At 56.1% G+C, this 16,496-nt stretch carries 18 protein-coding genes; all 18 read left to right on the top strand.

Annotation, left to right across the window (positions count from 1 at the left end; translation table 11 throughout):
• Positions 1-6 precede the first annotated feature (6 nt).
• The 18 genes from A7Q00_RS05870 (at position 7) to A7Q00_RS05785 (ending at position 16,462) form a co-directional block, all read left to right on the top strand.
• A complete protein-coding gene (locus A7Q00_RS05870; RefSeq protein ID WP_064089673.1) occupies positions 7-504 on the top strand; it encodes a hypothetical protein in 498 nt (165 codons plus the stop codon).
• A 4-nt stretch (positions 505-508) separates the two neighbouring features.
• Positions 509-2,131 carry a hypothetical protein gene (locus A7Q00_RS05865; protein ID WP_156503759.1) on the top strand — a complete coding sequence of 541 codons (1,623 nt, stop codon included), beginning with the start codon at positions 509-511 and terminating at the stop codon, positions 2,129-2,131.
• A 365-nt stretch (positions 2,132-2,496) separates the two neighbouring features.
• Positions 2,497-3,495, top strand: a complete 999-nt coding sequence (locus A7Q00_RS05860) for an AcaB family transcriptional regulator (protein ID WP_179946201.1) — start codon at positions 2,497-2,499, stop codon at positions 3,493-3,495.
• Between the two features lie 14 nt (positions 3,496-3,509).
• Complete coding sequence (locus A7Q00_RS05855) at positions 3,510-4,019, top strand: hypothetical protein (RefSeq protein ID WP_156503758.1); 510 nt, start codon at positions 3,510-3,512, stop codon at positions 4,017-4,019.
• 16 nt (positions 4,020-4,035) lie between these two features.
• The gene (locus A7Q00_RS05850; protein WP_064089669.1) at positions 4,036-4,332 is read left to right on the top strand and encodes a hypothetical protein; all 297 of its coding nucleotides are present in this window, start codon (positions 4,036-4,038) and stop codon (positions 4,330-4,332) included.
• A gap of 66 nt (positions 4,333-4,398) precedes the next feature.
• Positions 4,399-4,716 carry a hypothetical protein gene (locus tag A7Q00_RS05845; RefSeq protein WP_156503757.1) on the top strand — a complete coding sequence of 106 codons (318 nt, stop codon included), beginning with the start codon at positions 4,399-4,401 and terminating at the stop codon, positions 4,714-4,716.
• 276 nt (positions 4,717-4,992) lie between these two features.
• Positions 4,993-5,577, top strand: a complete 585-nt coding sequence (locus A7Q00_RS05840) for a hypothetical protein (protein ID WP_064089667.1) — start codon at positions 4,993-4,995, stop codon at positions 5,575-5,577.
• Between the two features lie 136 nt (positions 5,578-5,713).
• A complete protein-coding gene (locus A7Q00_RS05835; RefSeq protein WP_064089666.1) occupies positions 5,714-5,953 on the top strand; it encodes a FitA-like ribbon-helix-helix domain-containing protein in 240 nt (79 codons plus the stop codon).
• Complete coding sequence (locus A7Q00_RS05830) at positions 5,950-6,378, top strand: type II toxin-antitoxin system VapC family toxin (RefSeq protein WP_064089665.1); 429 nt, start codon at positions 5,950-5,952, stop codon at positions 6,376-6,378. The genes A7Q00_RS05835 and A7Q00_RS05830 overlap by 4 nt, the downstream gene beginning before the upstream one ends.
• Positions 6,379-6,502: 124 nt before the next feature.
• Positions 6,503-6,931, top strand: a complete 429-nt coding sequence (locus A7Q00_RS05825; protein WP_064089664.1) for a single-stranded DNA-binding protein — start codon at positions 6,503-6,505, stop codon at positions 6,929-6,931.
• 56 nt (positions 6,932-6,987) lie between these two features.
• The gene (locus A7Q00_RS05820) at positions 6,988-9,477 is read left to right on the top strand and encodes a TraC family protein (protein WP_064089663.1); all 2,490 of its coding nucleotides are present in this window, start codon (positions 6,988-6,990) and stop codon (positions 9,475-9,477) included.
• A 23-nt stretch (positions 9,478-9,500) separates the two neighbouring features.
• Complete coding sequence (locus tag A7Q00_RS05815) at positions 9,501-10,070, top strand: TrbI F-type domain-containing protein (RefSeq protein ID WP_064089662.1); 570 nt, start codon at positions 9,501-9,503, stop codon at positions 10,068-10,070.
• A gap of 11 nt (positions 10,071-10,081) precedes the next feature.
• Entirely contained in the window at positions 10,082-10,603 is a 522-nt protein-coding gene (lepB, locus tag A7Q00_RS05810; protein ID WP_064089661.1) for a signal peptidase I, read from the top strand.
• Positions 10,604-10,718: 115 nt separating this feature from the next.
• On the top strand, positions 10,719-11,630 hold the full coding sequence (locus tag A7Q00_RS05805) for a TrbC family F-type conjugative pilus assembly protein (protein ID WP_179946200.1): 912 nt from the start codon (positions 10,719-10,721) through the stop codon (positions 11,628-11,630).
• 13 nt (positions 11,631-11,643) lie between these two features.
• Positions 11,644-12,876 (top strand): TraU family protein, encoded by a 1,233-nt coding sequence (locus tag A7Q00_RS12835; RefSeq protein ID WP_082887768.1) that lies wholly within the window; start codon positions 11,644-11,646, stop codon positions 12,874-12,876.
• A 190-nt stretch (positions 12,877-13,066) separates the two neighbouring features.
• Complete coding sequence (locus A7Q00_RS05795) at positions 13,067-13,939, top strand: tetratricopeptide repeat protein (protein ID WP_064089658.1); 873 nt, start codon at positions 13,067-13,069, stop codon at positions 13,937-13,939.
• Positions 13,940-13,951: 12 nt separating this feature from the next.
• Positions 13,952-14,917: a conjugal transfer protein TraF gene (traF, locus tag A7Q00_RS05790; protein ID WP_064089657.1), complete on the top strand. Its 966-nt coding sequence runs from the start codon at positions 13,952-13,954 to the stop codon at positions 14,915-14,917.
• A gap of 12 nt (positions 14,918-14,929) precedes the next feature.
• Positions 14,930-16,462 carry a conjugal transfer protein TraH gene (locus tag A7Q00_RS05785; protein ID WP_082887766.1) on the top strand — a complete coding sequence of 511 codons (1,533 nt, stop codon included), beginning with the start codon at positions 14,930-14,932 and terminating at the stop codon, positions 16,460-16,462.
• Positions 16,463-16,496: the final 34 nt, after the last annotated feature.

The raw sequence follows: 16,496 nt of genomic DNA, 5'->3' as shown, positions 1-16,496 counted from the left end.
ATGGGTATGAACATCATGCGCCCCGAACAAGAAGATATTACTGCCGCCTTGCAGCTGACTCGGGCACTCAGCCTGACGGCTTTGGGCTACCATCCCGGCAAGCTCGACCAGTACGGCGAACCGGCATGGCTGGACGACGCTGACAAACCCGGCGTGCTGGATGAATTATGCCGCCTGTATCAGGGCTGCAATTTGGAATGGCTGCTGGCGGCTTTATCCGTGCTGATTTCCCCCGGCCGGGGAATCATTGACGAGGGCAGCGACATTTTGCAAGTCCACCCGCGTTGGGAACAGGCTGTGCAGGACAGCCACCGCCTGGACTGGCTGATCCATGCCGGCAGCGTGGCGTTTACCGATAAAGAAACAGACGACGACGGCGAACCTCTGCCGGAGAAACGCTGCGTATTGAACGAGACCTATTGGATTTCCGGCTACGAACCGGCCGGCGAAGGCGGCAACGAACGCGAAGCCATCGATGATGCCATGCGGCGCGACCAAGGGTGATGCCGTGAAACTGCCCGCCCCCGACCAATTCAACCGCGACATCATGCGCTGCAAACAGGCTCTGCAGGGCGGGCGCACCATCGCCGTTTACAAATGCCTGGTCGATGTCGCTGGTTCGATCAAAGCGGCGGTGTTCCTGTCGCAGCTGGTCTATTGGACGCGGCATGGAACGGCGGTGGCGGAGCGGGACGGCTGGATCTTTAAATCGATTGCCGAGATGGAAGACGAAACCGGCTTGAGCAAACGCGAACAGGGTACTTGCAAACAGAAACTGCTGGAGCGCAACCTGATTGAAACCCGCCGTTTCGGCTTCGGCGCACGCTTGGAAATGCGGCTCAACCTGCCGGCCCTGGCCGCTGCCGTCTGCGCCGCCAACGGCAGGCCGTCTGACGGCAGGCTACCTGAAAATATCGATCTGGCCGCCTTCCGCCAACCGTCCGACCTGTTCTTCCTGCGTTATTTCCAAGAGCGTATCGCCTACCACCGGGATTTGGCGACCCTGACCGGCTGCATCCACTCGGCCATCATGCTGTCCTTCATCATGCAGCAGTGCGTGGCCAAGGGTGCCGGGTCGGAAGAACGCTGGTTCGTCAGCTTCGACATCCCGGCCTGGCAGCGCCATCTGTCGCTGCCCTACAAAACCCAGCTGACCGCCCGCAACAAACTGAAGAACCTGCAATTCATCATCGAAAAACACTTCTTCGCCTCACGCCGCATCTTTACCCTGCTCAACGGCCGCGCCATCTGGTCGGCACTGGAGCAGAGCGTCCGCGACGAACGCCGGGCCGCACCCGAAACGCAAACCGAGCCCTATCCCCTTGATTATCGCAGAAATGACAAAAGGGATAATACAGCTGTTACCGAATCGGAATTAAGAAATGACAAAAGGGCGAATACAGGTATACGCTTTCAGGAAAATGCCGCCGATACCGGATTTGCCCCCGTTGAAACCAAGCCGGAGGCAAGAAATGACAAAGGGGACAATACAGCCGTCACCAATCCGGAAAGCAAGAAACGACAAACGGGAAAATTAGGAAGCGACCATCGGGAAAATACAGAAAGCGCAAAAGGGCGAATTATTAAAGATTCAGATTACCCCCAGTTCCCTATCGGGAACGACTACAACAAAGCACCCAGCCGCACCGGACAATCAGCCGTGGCGGCAGATGTGGGGGGTGTGCCTGCTGCGCAGGAGGGAAACCCCGCCGATACTGAGGGCAAGCGCTTCGACGGCCTGGTTTATCCGCAGCACTTCGGCAGCAGCCTGAAAGCCCAAAGCCGCAGGCTGTTCGACAAGCTGCTGCCCACCGCCGATAGCGAAACCCTGCAGGAGATACTGGACGAGATTGCCGGCCAGACCAAACCCGTAACCAGCCCGCTCGGCCTCCTGACCGTGTTGTGCCGCAAAGCCGCCGCCGGCGAACTGCTGTGCATCCTGGCACCGCTGGTACGGGAGAAACGCGAACGGCAGCAGGCTTGGGAGAAGCAGCGGCTGGAGCAGGAACAACGCTTGCAAAAGCAGGCGGCTGCGGCAGCAGGCAATGATGCAGCCCGTGCCAATTCGGAAGATTTGCGCCGTTCCGTGCTGCATGCGGTGGGGATACGGCCTGCCGAAAGCAGTAATTAGGGCGGATAGGGGCCGCCGTAAAAATATTTTGTGCGACAAAAGCCTTTTAAGGGTAAGGGGCGGGAATGGCGCAATCGCTTGTGACCCCCGGTCACAAAACCCTAGGGCGGGAATGGCGCAATCGCTTGTGACCCCCGGTCACAAAACCCTAGGGCGGGAATGGCGCAATCGCTTGTGACCCTCCATTCGCAAACCCTGATTATTCATCCAACCGCTTTAATTGTAATTCCACCCTGCGGCCGCCGGCCGCACAACAGACAGGAGCATACGGCATGATCCGCAGCAAACAGAAACTGGTCATCCAAGCGAAGTCCGTCAAAGTCGGACAAACCTTCGACACGCCTTTTCCGACATCCGAGCAGTCGGTGTTTTCCGACGGTTACGACTGGCAGCGGGAACGCGCCCGCCTGGCGGCGGTGTCGGACGATCCTGCCGATCTGGCCGCTTTGGCGGTATTGGCGGAGCACGAGTTGTTGCTGAAGCAGCATATCCTGCGTATGAGGATTCATTCGGGCCGGGCACGTTCCCGTTCTGCGGCTGCAATCGATTTGGACGATTACGACATCTACCTGTCCGAAGACCAGGCGTTTGACGATATCGGCAAGCTGAGCGGCAGCGGCGATACCTTCGAGCTGCAGACCAAACACGCGGTACGCATGTGGGAAGGGCAGAACGACCGCAAGAGCCACCGCTGGCCGGGTATCCGCTACGGCATGGCCCTGTCGGGCGAGCTGGTGCGGGCGGCCAAACAGGACAACCCGTTCGCCCATGCCGAACTGCTGGCTTTCGAGCAGGCTTTGGAGGAGGCTGCGGCCTATCTGGAGGCGGAAGTCGGCAGGATGCGGCAACAAATCGGGCAATACGCCGCCTCCGGCATCCACATCGCCGTCATGGCCAACCGGAATCCGCTGCTGATCAAAGTGGAATCGATGCGGGGCTACGGTTTCCGGCTGCTGCAGCTGCTGATGGCCTACGACATGTTGGTGCGTTTGGCCCTGACGATGGGCAGCAAAGGCCTGACCAGCAATACGGAAAGCAACCGGATCATCTACGAGGGCGGCCGCCGCTTACGCTCCCTGCTGCAAAACCTGTATACCTCTGCCATGAAGATGCGGCAGATCCAGGGGATTACGCGGCAGACCCTGTTGGACGATCCGGCCATGTCGGCCAAACTGGCGGCAGCGGTGGCCGCTGGGGCACTGCCGCCCTTGCCGGAAGCGGTATTGCTGTACCGCGTATTGCCGGCCTATGCCTTTATCGAACAAGCGGTCAGTGACGAAGCGGTACTGGCTCAGATGAAAGAAACCGCGGTCGGGTTGGGGCTGACTGAGACAGCCGCCGCTCCGGTTGCCGAAGAGCCATGATCCCGGAGCAGCGGATGGGCGACTTGTTCCCCGACGGCAAACAGGACTTATGCTGCCGCAGCCTAGCCAAGATCAGGCAGCCGGCGGCGGTGGCGGCGGAAGTCGCCGAGCTGGAAGCCGGCATCTACCGCCTGGTACGGGAAGCCAAACAGTTCGTACGGTCGGCCCGGCAGATGGGGCTGGTACGCCGGGTGGCCTACCGCTCCACCCCGGTCAGCCATGCCGTCCTGCCCGCATACCCGGGCAAAGACTTCCACGTTCCCAATATCTGCTGGGCGGAATACATCGGCAAACAGCGCAAAGACATTACCGACTGGGGGACGATTGCCGTACAGCTGGATGCCGCTAATGCCTCGTACGACGAAAGGCTGCTGCATATGCGCGTACACCTGGCCATGCGGCAGTACCACGACGAAGGGAAACGGATGCTGGAGCAGCTGAAATCGGACTACGCGCTGCTGGGGGAACTCGAGTTTATGTCGGTCTCGCAGAATATTCCGGTGCCGGTGGTGGTCGGAATGTGAAAAAGAGGATTTGGATATGCGCAAAGTAACCCTAGATGATTTCATCATGCCCGAATTTCGCGGTCAAAACCCCGATGATTACGAGTTTCGCGGGGATGGCAAGATTGTCCGTAAAGACCGGTGGGAAACCGGTATTCATCGCATCCATACGGTATTGATGCGTGCCGGCGTGATGCGGGACGAACCTGAATTTGAAATTGACGATGTGGTGCGGGCTGTTCGCTCGCTGCTGGATACTCAACTGGACGATACTGGATCAGTTATGCAGCATCCGGCAACAGATGCCCCGAATGGGGGAGAACCCGATGAATGATAAGCACATCCCCATTATCGCCTGGTCTGTTGGCTCAATAGGATTCAGGCAGCCGGTGCGCTTGCCTTGATAACAGGGGTGGTCGCCGGCATCGGCCTGTTGATCTACAGCCTGTTGACCGGTTCCGTGTTTGCACAAAACCTGGCCGACAGCGGCGGCATCTTGCTGTTCCTGTGGAAGGCGGCCGTCTCGGTATTGCCCAAACCGCCGGATAACTTTGACCGCCCGACCGTCGTCCGGGGTATCGATATGCAGATTTGGGAGGCGGAAGCGGATCCCGGGAGGGTTGCCTACTTGTGCTCGGTACGCTCGCAATGGGCGGAAGGGATGGGCCGGGGTTGGGCGGGGCAGATGCAGTCCGAACCGGCGGCTTGCCGTAAATGAGATGACCTGCTTGACCGGTCAAAATCAATAACAGTCAAATGAGGATAACAAAATGACGAAATTTGCCGTGGTATTCGGTGCTTTCTGTTTCTTCTGTGCTGTTTACTCTTTATGAAAAAGTAAACAGTTGAATAAATTCAACATACTAGCGATCGTCTTGGCGTTTATCGCATTTGCTGATTACGCGGTCAAACAGTTTTCAAATTGACCCTAATGGATTCCGTATCGGCAGGCAGGTAGCCTATACGGACAGGATAACTGAAGGAAAAAATCAAAATGCAAAAGCTATTCAACCGTATTTCCCGCAAACTGAAGGCGGTTTTGTTCGGCCATTACCGGCCGGATTTTGATTCGGCATGGCTGGAGCAGAACGGTCATGCGATGTATTGCGAAGTGGTGGTCGATCATGATCGCGGGCATCCGTTGGAATTCTCCGGGGCGCAGTTGGACGAGCTGGAAAACCGGGTACTGCGCAATCGGGCAGTCTATCTGAAATTGACGGGGAAGTTACTAATCAAGGCCATGGTTTTGTTGGCTAGATCCTTTGTCATGACCCCTTTACTGATCTTCGCCTTGTTTTGGTTGGTATCGGACAATGCAGCCGATTACCAGGGTTTGGCACAGAGGATTGCTGACCCGGAATCGGCAGGCATCCTGTTTCAGAAAGCATTTCAGTGGTGCTTATCGTTGAACCTGTCGGTAGCAGTTTATCTGTGGGTGGTCCGGGGTTTCCACCATGATTGGAAAGACAGTATCTTCAAACTCGAATTGATACGAAATATGCTGACCCAATATGGGTTTGACCGGCAATCCTGGGATACGGTCAGCCTGCGTTTTTCCTCCAAACCAAAAACCGATTGAACTGGCCGGATACGGTTTGACAGATGGTCGGACCGCCCAAGCTTGTTGCCGTTTATCACCTAATAGATTGCTATCAATTTAAAAAAATGATAGCATTTCATCTCCCGTGTTCCATATTTCTGCAAAGGAGCCTGCCATGGCCGCCATTACCATCCGTAACCTGTCCGACGAAACCCACCGTGCCCTGAAAGCCCGGGCGACCTCCGCCGGGCGCAGCACCGAAGCGGAAATCCGTCTGATTCTGGAGCAGGCCGCCCGTCCCGAGCGGCGGGTTAAATTGGGATCGCTGCTGACCGGTTTGGGCCGGCAGGCCGGCGGGGTGGATTTGGAAACCGTCCGTGATCCTTCCGTCACACAGCCGGTGTCATTCGAATGATTTTAGTCGATACCAACGTCATTTCCGAGACTCTTCGGCAGCAGCCCGATCCTGCTGTTGTGCGCTGGATGGATGCCCAGTCGATCGAAACGCTTTACCTGTCGGCCGTGACGGTGGCCGAACTGCGCTACGGCATTGCCGTGCTGCCGGAAGGCAGGAGGCGGCAAGTGTTGCATAGCGGGCTGGAGCAGTCGGTACTACCCCTGTTCGAGGGGCGTATCCTGCCTTTTGATGGCGCGGCGGCGGAATCGTATGCCGAATTGATGGCTGCCGCCCGCCGTCGGGGCCGGGGGGTGTCGGCAGCCGACGGCTATATTGCCGCCACCGCCCATGCCGCCGGTTTGATGGTGGCGACCCGGGACACCTCTCCGTTCGAGGCGGTCGGTTTGGCGGTAGTCAATCCCTGGCTGTTTGATGCCGGGTGAGTGCCCGGCTTGACAGGCAGGCTGTGTCCGACTACACTTCTCTCCGCCCCCATCTGCAATAAAACGGGTTGCTTGCCGACCCGTTATCCACAATCCGGCCGTTTCCAACTTGGAGACAGGCCGTATGTCTATTTCTATCGTTGTCCGGGGTAATCTCGGGCAGTCTTTCGAACTCAAAGAAATCAACCGCAGCGACGGCGAAGCCAGTACCGTCCTGAACTTTTCTATTGCTTCCAACCGTTTCAAACGCCAAAGGGTCGACGGGCAGGACCGTTATGTACCGGCCGGGCCGACTGAGTGGCTGGAGTGCGAGTATTGGAATCGTCGTGCTACACATCTGCACAGCTTATTGGTTAAAGGTATGCCAGTGGTGGTGGAAGGCGAGGAGCTGTCCGAAACCTATGAAAAAGACGGACAAACAATCAAGACCCGCAAAATCCGCGTGGAGAACCTCTACCTCAACCTCAGTTCCGAACGCATCGCCGCCGTGACCCTGAAACCGCCACGTACACTGGAGCAGACCGAAACAGAATCCGACGACACTCCCTTCTAATCCTTCTGCGGCAGACCGCAGGACGGGCTCTGCCGCTTGACGAGACGCATAGCGGTATGAATATTTTTCAACAAAACGAACAGCGCGATGTCGGCTGGCAATACGTATCCCTGACCGCCGGCAACGATGAGGATGGCATTTTCTATTTTGAAGCGGACAATGCCATCGGTTCAGCTTGCCTGTTCCCGCCGCTGGCCGGATGGGATGACAAAACTCCGGATGCAGCCTCGGTGCTACTGAACGAGCCCTATCCCGGCGGCACCATCATGCAGTTCATCCATTTCGGTTCGCCCTATATCCGCCCGATTACTGACAGCTATGCTCAGGCGCGTTTCGGCGTACTCGGCGATGCGGCGGTACAGACCGCCCAATACGGGGTGCGCGAGCGCGCAGCCTTTATCGAGCGCGGTAGCCGTCATCGGCTGGTGCCAACCACGGAAACGCGCATTTTGGGCAGCTATTGCCTGTGGACCTTCAAAATCCCGCTGAAAACATCCAACCCGTTTTCAGGCAGTCCAAAAGAAATGGAAGCCTTTCGCAAGGAGTGCGATGAGTTTCTAAAACTGCGCAGCCGTGCACTGTCACAGCTGACAGTGATGGGTATCCAGGCGAATGTTTTGCCCACCCCCGACCTGATGGGCGTGCTGCGTCGCTATTTCTCGGTGTATGAAGAATGGGATACAGGCGTGGAAGAAGAAACGCCTCTGAATGAGCAGCTGTTTCCAGTTGGTTCGCGCATGAATTGGGATAGCCGCCGCCACGATTTGCTGCACTGTTCCGGCTTCTCCCATTCGAAGGAGCGGCAATACATCGGCTTGCTGGCTATCGACCGTTATCCCGGATCGGATCACCCCTTTCATTTCTCGCGTATGATCGAATTGTTAGGCAATCCGCCAGGTGATGGCCCTCAGATCGGTATGCCCTATGCGCTGTGCACCACCATCCATTTCCCGGAACAGCAGACCAAGGCGGCCAAAGTGCGTGCCATGCAGGGGCAGGTAGAAAAGTCGGCCAACCCGCTGATGCTGAAATGGTCACCTAGGCTCAAGAAAAAACGCGAGGGCTTCCAACAACTGGCCCAGCTGATGGTTGAGGGTGGTAACCTGGTGGAAGCCAGCACCAGTCTGTGCCTGTTTAATGTTTCGGCCAACGCCATCCGTAGTGCTCAATCCTCCTTATCCTCCTATTACAAACGGCTTGGCTTCGTGATGCGGCCAGAGCGTTACATGCCGGAAGTTTCTTTCTTTAACCAGCTGCCGCTGAATGCTTCTCCCGAGTCGATCAAGAATACCCACCGATTTAAAACCATGGGTGGCAGCCATGCGGCCCACTTGCTGCCGGTTACCGACGAATGGCAGGGCTTCGGTAACGAAATGCTGCTGACCACCCGTATCGGCCGCCCGTTTCGCTATGCCCTGTTCGACCCGCGCAACCTCAACTACAACTGGGTTTGGACCGGCGGTTCCGGTACCGGTAAAACCTTTGCCGTACAGCGCTTGATCCAAGACCAGCTGTCAATGGGGACCAAAATCTGGACGCTGGATACCGGTTCGTCCTATCTGGCCGCTGCCCGGGCGGCGGGTGCACAAATCATCGACTTTGATTTCTATTCGGAAGTCAGCCTAAATCCGTTTACCAAGATTTCCAATATCGACCGTGAAATCGAGTTGATCTTGCCGATCATCGGCAAGATGGCCAAACCGAAAGAGGGTCTAGACGATACTCTGCGTGCCTTGGCCGAAGAAGCGGTTAAATCGGTGTATGCCAATAAAGGCAACCAGGCCGAAATTACCGATGTCATCCAATTCCTGAACAACCAGACCGGCCGCATGGCCGATCAGCAGCACGAACTGGCGACGCTGCTATCGCCATTTGGCTCGACTGGGTCAATGGGGCGCTGGTTCCGTGGCGAAAACAACTTCCGTGCCGAAGCCGATTGGACCATTATCGAACTGTCCGGCCTGACTACCAACAAACACCTGTGCGATGTGGTGTTAATGATGTTGTCTACCACCATCGCCCAAGAAATGTTTACCAGTCGCGATGGGCGCCGCCGGATGCTGGTGGTGGAAGAAGGCGGCGATAGGGTCACTGACGAGCCGTTTGCCAAGTTCATCGCCCAACTGAACTCGAAAGTGCGTAAGGAAGACGGTTCGGTCGGCGTGGTGGTACAGACCTTCGCCCAGATTTACACCACGCCGTACGGTTCGGCCATCATGGCCTCGGCGCATACCAAATTCCATATGCAGCAGACAAAAGAAGCGGTCGCCGAGGCGGTGGCGAAAAAATGGATCCAAGTAGACAAGTACACCGAAAATCTCATGGAGCAGGTGCGCACCGCCAAAGGACAATACAGCGAAATCCTGGTGCGCAGCGGCAGTAGTGCCGGAATTGCCCGCCTGATTGAGACCCCGTTCAACCGCGTGCTGTTCAACACAGAGGGCGACCTGTTCAAAGAACTGCAGCGCCGCGTACGCAACGGCGAACAGATTACCCACCTGGTCGAAGCCGAAGCCCGTAGGCTGTACGGCGACGGCACTTCTTAAAGGCTACCTGAAAAGGATGAATCATGACCGACAAGCAATCACAGGCTGAAAATCCGACTGCCCACAATCCAGTCTCCATTCCGGCACCGGATACGGCAACTGCCCCGGCACACCAAACTGGCGGCAACGGCAACACACTGCTGACCGTGTTGGTGGTGCTCGCAGTACTGCTGGGCGGCTACAGTTTTTACCGCACCATTTTCCCCAGTCACATTGTCGGTGGCATCGCTGTAGTCGACTCAGACCGCCTGGCTGCCGCCTACCTGCAGGAGGCATTGGCCAATATCCAATCTGACAGTCCGGAACAGTCACAGCAGAAATTGGCGGCACAGCTGGCCGGTATCCAAAACAAATTGGACGAATTATCAGCTAGCGGTCGAATTGTGGTACGCAAATCGGCCGTGCTGACCTATCCGCCGGAAGCCGACATGACCGAACAAGTGGCGGCCGAGCTGGGTATCAAGCTGCTGCCCGTAACCGCACCTGCCGCCGTCAATACCCTGCCTGCACCCGCGCCGACCGCCACCCCTGTGGAGCAGAGTGAACTGCCCGGTGCGACTTCTGGAGGGCAGTCGGGCAGTGAACTGGATTAGAGGTAGCGGAGATGTCGGGGAAGGTTCTGCCGTCACTGAAAACCCGCCTGCTGGTTTCCGCCGTCGGTATTGCCGTCTTTGCTGCCGCCTGGGCAGCACGTCCATTGTTGCAACAACGTGGTGCTTTGTTATTTGAAGCCAAAGTGCAGGGTTGCCTGCCTTGGCAACTGTATTGGTACGATAAACAACAGGAAAAGCGGCCTTTACAGCGTGGCGACATCATACTGTTTCCGGCACGCGGCATGGCCCCAGTCATTGCTGACGGTCAACCGATCGGCAAGATGGTAGTCGGCTTGCCTGGTGACGAAGTACGTATCACTGAAGGTAACGTTTATATCAATGGCGGGCTGATTGCCGATGTACGCTACGGCGCGGCCAAATTGGGCAAACCGCCGACCTTTTGGGACAAGACCTACAGATTGGATCGAGATGAAGTTTTCGTATTTGGCTCCGAACAACACTCTTGGGACTCGCGCTATTGGGGGCCTTATCCGCTCTCTATGGTACGCGGCCGTCTGGTGCCTGTGTTCTAGCCATGCCGCAGCTGGAGACGGCAGTCTGCAAAATCTGTTAGAGGCACAGCACCGGCGTGCGGCACAGTTTTCAGGCAGCCTGAACGGCCTGCCGCTGCGCCCCAATGAGATGCTGATGCCGTCCGGACAGAATCCTGCCGTACGGCAGCTGGCGGAAATCAAGACTGTAGTATTCGTATCCCGAGCTATGCCGGAAACGGAATTGTTGAAGCTACTGACGCAAGGGGCAGGTCGTAAAGATACGGTTTTTCTATACCGGGGTTGGGGTAACGGCGGGGCAGACAAAGCCTTCGATTATGCAGAACACTTAGTGCGCAGGCTGCCTGAAGCGGCCCGACGCAACCCGCCCAACATTATGGTCATGCCACAGGCATTCCGACAATACCGCATCGGCTACGTTCCTGCCATGCTGCACTTGGACGGTGGCAAATGGTACCTGGTGCAGGGCGTACCGGATTTGGCCACTGCCCTGCGGGCAGTGGAACGAAAAACATTCAACCGCCGGCTCGGTCGCCAATGGCGAGTATCCGAGCCGGATCAGGCCGAAGTGATGCGCGCGGCTGCCGCTCGCTTTGATTGGCGAGCACACGCCCGCCAGACGGTGAAGGCACTCAACCGGCAAATGGAAGGCTCTATGGATTTACCAACGGCGGCTACCATCAGTAATCGTCTGTTTACCCCCTATATAGCTGCGGACCATGATATCCGCCATCCATCTACTGGGGCAGTAGTCTATCCGAAAGGCACACGGTTCAACGTACTGGCACTAGACCCGGCCGGGCACCGCTCCATCTTGGTTATAGATGGCCGTGATGCTCGCCAAGTACGTTATGCACAACGGATTATGCGTGAGCGGCCGCAAACCATCCTGTTTTATACCCGCTTGGGTGGCTTGGCCGATGTCGGCCTGCCAGCTTCGCCGTTGACTCCCCCTCTAGCTGGTCGACTTAACCTTCGTACTGTGCCGACCTACATGCAGCAACAAGGAACCGCTTGGCGGATGGTTTCTGTTCCGCCGTTTGATTAATTGAGGCCACATCATGCAGATCAGATACTTTGTTATAAGCCTGGCTGCCGCACTGTTGGGATTTTCAGGTAGTCTGAACGCCACCGGAATAACCGGATCAAGTGGAGGCACCACCCAAAACAGTGGCAGTACCCAAAGCGACGATTCAGATAGCGGCAGCTGTTCGAATGCCGGTTATAACGCCCTGATGAATTTCAACTATGACTCAGGTTTCCCTTTGCGGATTATGGGTAATACCACCGTGGCTGGCAGCGATGTGCCACACCCCCCGGGCGCAACCAACCAGTCTACCTGCAAATGCGGACAGGAACCTTATGCGGTGTACGGCTACACACGCGGTATGTGGCTGCCAACCCGTTTTGTTGAGGTGGTACGCCGCGCCGACTGCTCGCCGGTGTACGGCGCATCAGTCAAACCTATGCTGAGCCAAATGGCACGATTATCCGGCACGCTAAAACCGGTTACGTTACAAACGGCCGGCGAAGGATCGGCAGGCCGTTACGACACCTCATTCCGCCATTTCCACAGTTGGGAGTTCCCATTTAACCCCTATAACTGGAGTCCGCGCTGCTTCCATAAAGGCGGCAATTTGGAAACCTCAATTACACAACCCACTTGGTCGGCCAAGGATCCAGTATTTATGAACCTGCTGTATCCAGAATGGATGGCTATCGGCAACGTGGTCAATAACCCATTATTCGATATACCGGCACATACTGCTTCCTGCGTAGCCAATACCACCGGTATCGGCTGGGGGCCGGCTGATGATGCTGCCTACTGGCTGGGTGGTTGTATGGGCAACAATTTGCCGGCAGCCGGCTCGATGTCAGCCGAGAAAAACAGCATCATTGGCACGTCCACCATCCTCAATCGCTCAATCCTGTTGTCCAACCGAACTGGAGGCTTCGCCTCGGTATCCACCGTAGGGGATAAAGCATTGTGCACTCCGGTGCCCGTGCCGTTTCCATCCAAATCCGAATTCAAAGCTACCATGCTGTTCCCTTATCCTGAAGCACAGTCAGCCAACAGCAGTGCCGCAGGCAGTGGCATTGACAACGGTACGCTGTTTGGCCAGCTGAGCGGAGAAGTGGCCAATTTCTTCAATCTGAATAGTAAAGGTGCGCACCGACTCGGTGCCAGTGATTTTTCCTGGGCCATTGGACGCAGCGATCAGGCTTTGAACGATAACGACTCCGATGCGGTTTACCTGCTGTGGCGCTGGGTGGACTGCTGTGAGTTCAATTAGGAGCAAACAGATGTCCACAAAGTACAGGGTGGCAGTTACGGCGGTGATATTGTGCTGCCTACCCTCCCTATCGTCCGGTACGCCGGCAACCAACTCCAACCAAGTATTCGGTAACAGGGGCTTGGCTGGACAGGCCAATACCAATACTGCCCCCCGTACCCAAGCGGCCCGGCCGGAAAGCCGGCAGCGGATGTGGCAGCGTGATCAGGAGTTCGCTCTTAGCATGTACCGTCGGGTCATCGGCGGCGACAGTGCGGCTGCAACCGATCTGAAAAATGCTGCTAACCAAGGTAACCGTTGGGCAGCATTGCAGTACGGCTACCTAGCTCACACCGGCAAACTGCCTGGACTGGGTGGCCGTCCTGACTATGCCACTGCCGCTCGTGCCTACAATCTGGCCTCCAAGCGTATGGATGGCGGACGGCTGGCAGATATTAACGGTAATTATGCAGCCGCCTATAACATGGGGTTGATGTACTACTACGGTCAGGGCGTACCTGCCAACGGTGCGGAAGCATTGCGCTGGTTTCGAGCAGCTGAAAGTGCCTATAAAACTGGTGGTCAACACAAGGCTTTTTGGCCAGCTACTGTCTATATTGCGCAGATCTTGGAGCGGGGCTACGGCGTAGCAAAAAATGAACGTGAGGCATTGGAGTATTGGGAACGTTCAGCACGAGCCAACGAAGCTGAGGGACTGTACGGCTACGGTATGGCTATCTTGAATGGTCGTGGCGGTGTTCAAAACCCCTACCGCGCTTATCCGTTGCTGGTACAGGCCGCCGACCGCTGGCATGTCGGTGCCATGTTGGCGCTGGCCGACTACCAGGGCAGGGGCGATCGGCTGCGTGAGGCTAACCCGGTGGATGCCGCCAAATGGCTGATGATTGCTGCCGTAGCCGACCGCCGGCATAACCGTCGAGCAGAACGGGCATTGGCAGCACTGCCGTCGCCAAAGCAGCAACAGGTACGTTCACAAGTGCGCAGTTGGCTTGGTACGCACGGTACTGTTCCTAAGGTTTTTGATTGGAGACAGCCGATTAATGACACCATTCCGCAACGTTAAATAGGGAAGGCAATGCGATACCGACTTAAAAATATCCTGATTGCTGTTACGGTGGTCACCTTGGTGACTGTGCCGAGCGTTTATGCTGACAATGCTTATCGGCGCGCCGCGCCACGCGGCTGGCTGTGGTATGAAGAAACACCGGCGCAGCCTAAACCGGTACCTCGACGGCCTCCTGCTCCGCAGCCAGCCGTGCCGGTCAGAGCCGCACAGCCGGAATCTACTGGTCCTGAGCTATTTTCGGCCGCTTGGGTGCGACAGCAACTACCAATTTTGCTGGATCGCGCCATGACCAACCTGACCGAAGAAAATGTGCGTGCCTATAAATATATGGAGCGAGTGGCATTGGATATGTCCACCAACTACGCCAATATGAGCGAACAGGTGGTGCGCACCGATCCGATGTTGGACGAGTCGGTAAGGTTTCCGATTTCATCAATGGCCAGAGCGCAGGCCTTGTCGCAGATCAGCCGTGCCCGTGAGGGCATTATCCGCGATCTGAGAAGTAAAGCCGGCCTATGGCTGTTCTTCGATTCGCAATGCCACTTCTGCCACAGCCAGTTTGCAGTTACTCGGATGCTGTCGCAGAAATATGGTCTGCCAGTACGCTACATCAGTACCGATGGCGGCGTAATCCAGGGTATGCCTGCTGCGCAAATGCTTTATGACCGTGGTGCGGCACGCGCCCGTTCTTTGGGTATCAAACTGACCCCAGCCGTAGTCTTGGTTGCTCCTCCGGACAAAATGGCGATTGTGGCGCACGGCGCGATGTCTCAAGCCGAGTTGGAAGAAAAAATTGTATTGGCGGCCATCGATATGCAGATTGCCAATCCCGAGTTGAGTAACATCGCCAAACTGCAAGACAGGGGTATCCTGACACCGGGCGACATGGCTGATGTACGGCGGCGGATACGTAACCCGAATAACACCGATGAACTGGTCAAAATGCTGAATGAAATGATACAGCGCAGAATGTAATGGGAGGCAATTATGAAAAATTATTTAGGTATTAGGAAATATGTCATACCGACCATGCTGGCTTTATTACTATGGCTCGGTACAATCGTTACAGCACAAGCCGACGTTTCTAGTGGCATGGATGCCATGTGGAATCAAACCGCTCCCTCTGTTGGTGCTGTCAACGATAATTACGGTGGCACTTTGGGCGGTCTATCGGTTCGTACACCGGTACGCAGTTTTAATGTAATGGCCTTCGATCCACCACGTCTCGGAGCAGGTTGTGGCGGCATTGATGCTTATTTTGGCAGTTTTTCCATGATTTCGGAAAAAAACATGCAGAACTTGGTTCGCGCCATCATTGCCAATGGTACAGGTTATGCCATCAAGATTGCCCTGGATAACCTCTGCCCACCTTGTCAGAACATCATGTCTGGCCTGCAGGATTGGACCACCAAAATCAACAGCCAGGCCAAAAATACCTGCCAACTCGGCACCATGGGAATCGACTACTTGCGTGGCAACCGCAACCCGTCTGCCTTCGGCGATGACAGTAAGGGGCAGGCCGAAGCCGCAATGGCCGCCTCTTCCGGCAAGGCCAAAGACTATGCTGCCGCTAACGACAGCCGTACCTACGATGGTCGCAATGCCAATCGGCCGACGGATGCGGCAGATCAATCTACCGAATATGGCAACAATATGATGAATACCTTGGTTTCCGCCGGCGTATTCAAATCTTCCGGCGATGGTGCCATCGACACCCGACCGTACGGTGGCGACAAGGCTTTCCTGCAAATGGCTATGAGCTTGTATGGTACGCAAATCGTTTTAACCGGTGATAAGGCAGCCTCCTCTTCGTCCGGTGGAAAATTTGTCCAAGGTTCCAGCGAGCGTGTGGATAAAGATCTAGCTCCGATCTGGTCGTTTAAAGATTTGGTTAACGGCGCGCCGACCGGTGCAGCGCTCAGCGAATATCAATGCAAGGATTTCGACATCAACAAAGCCGACAGCTGCCAGGAAGTGAATACAGCCGACTCCCAATATCCTGGTACCCACCGCTATATTCTCAATCTGCTGATTGGTAAACAGACCGCCTTCGGCGACGGCAACAAGCTGGGAGATTCGATACCATCCCAAATCCAGGAAGGTTCGATCATGGCTTATTTTGTCGATAACAGCCAACAGCTGACCGAACAGCAAATCGCCTTCCTCAAACGCCTGCCTAAAGAGGACCTTGATGTGCTCAGCCAGGCGGCGCGCAGCGGTACCCAGACTGCCATTCAGGCGGCCGATGCCGCTGCTCACCTGTACGGCGAGCAGATGGCGGCCGAAATGATATTGGCTATGAATAAGACCATTTCCATCGCTTACTCGGCCAACATTACCACTGATGGTAAACGTGTGGTTGGCCTGTCGCCCAACCAACAAAAACAACTGGCTGAATTGACGGCTCAAGCCGAACGCTATGCTGACAGTAGTAACCGTGCCGCCGCCCACCGGAATTTCGTAACCATGGTGCGAGGGGCGGTATTACTGGCCGGTAATAGCTCTGGATTATCTCAATAATAAATACACCAAATACGCTGATAAAGGGAAATAT

Source organism: Eikenella halliae (genome assembly GCF_001648475.1).
Taxonomy (GTDB): domain Bacteria; phylum Pseudomonadota; class Gammaproteobacteria; order Burkholderiales; family Neisseriaceae; genus Eikenella; species Eikenella halliae.
This window is presented reverse-complemented; position numbering and strand designations above follow the sequence as displayed.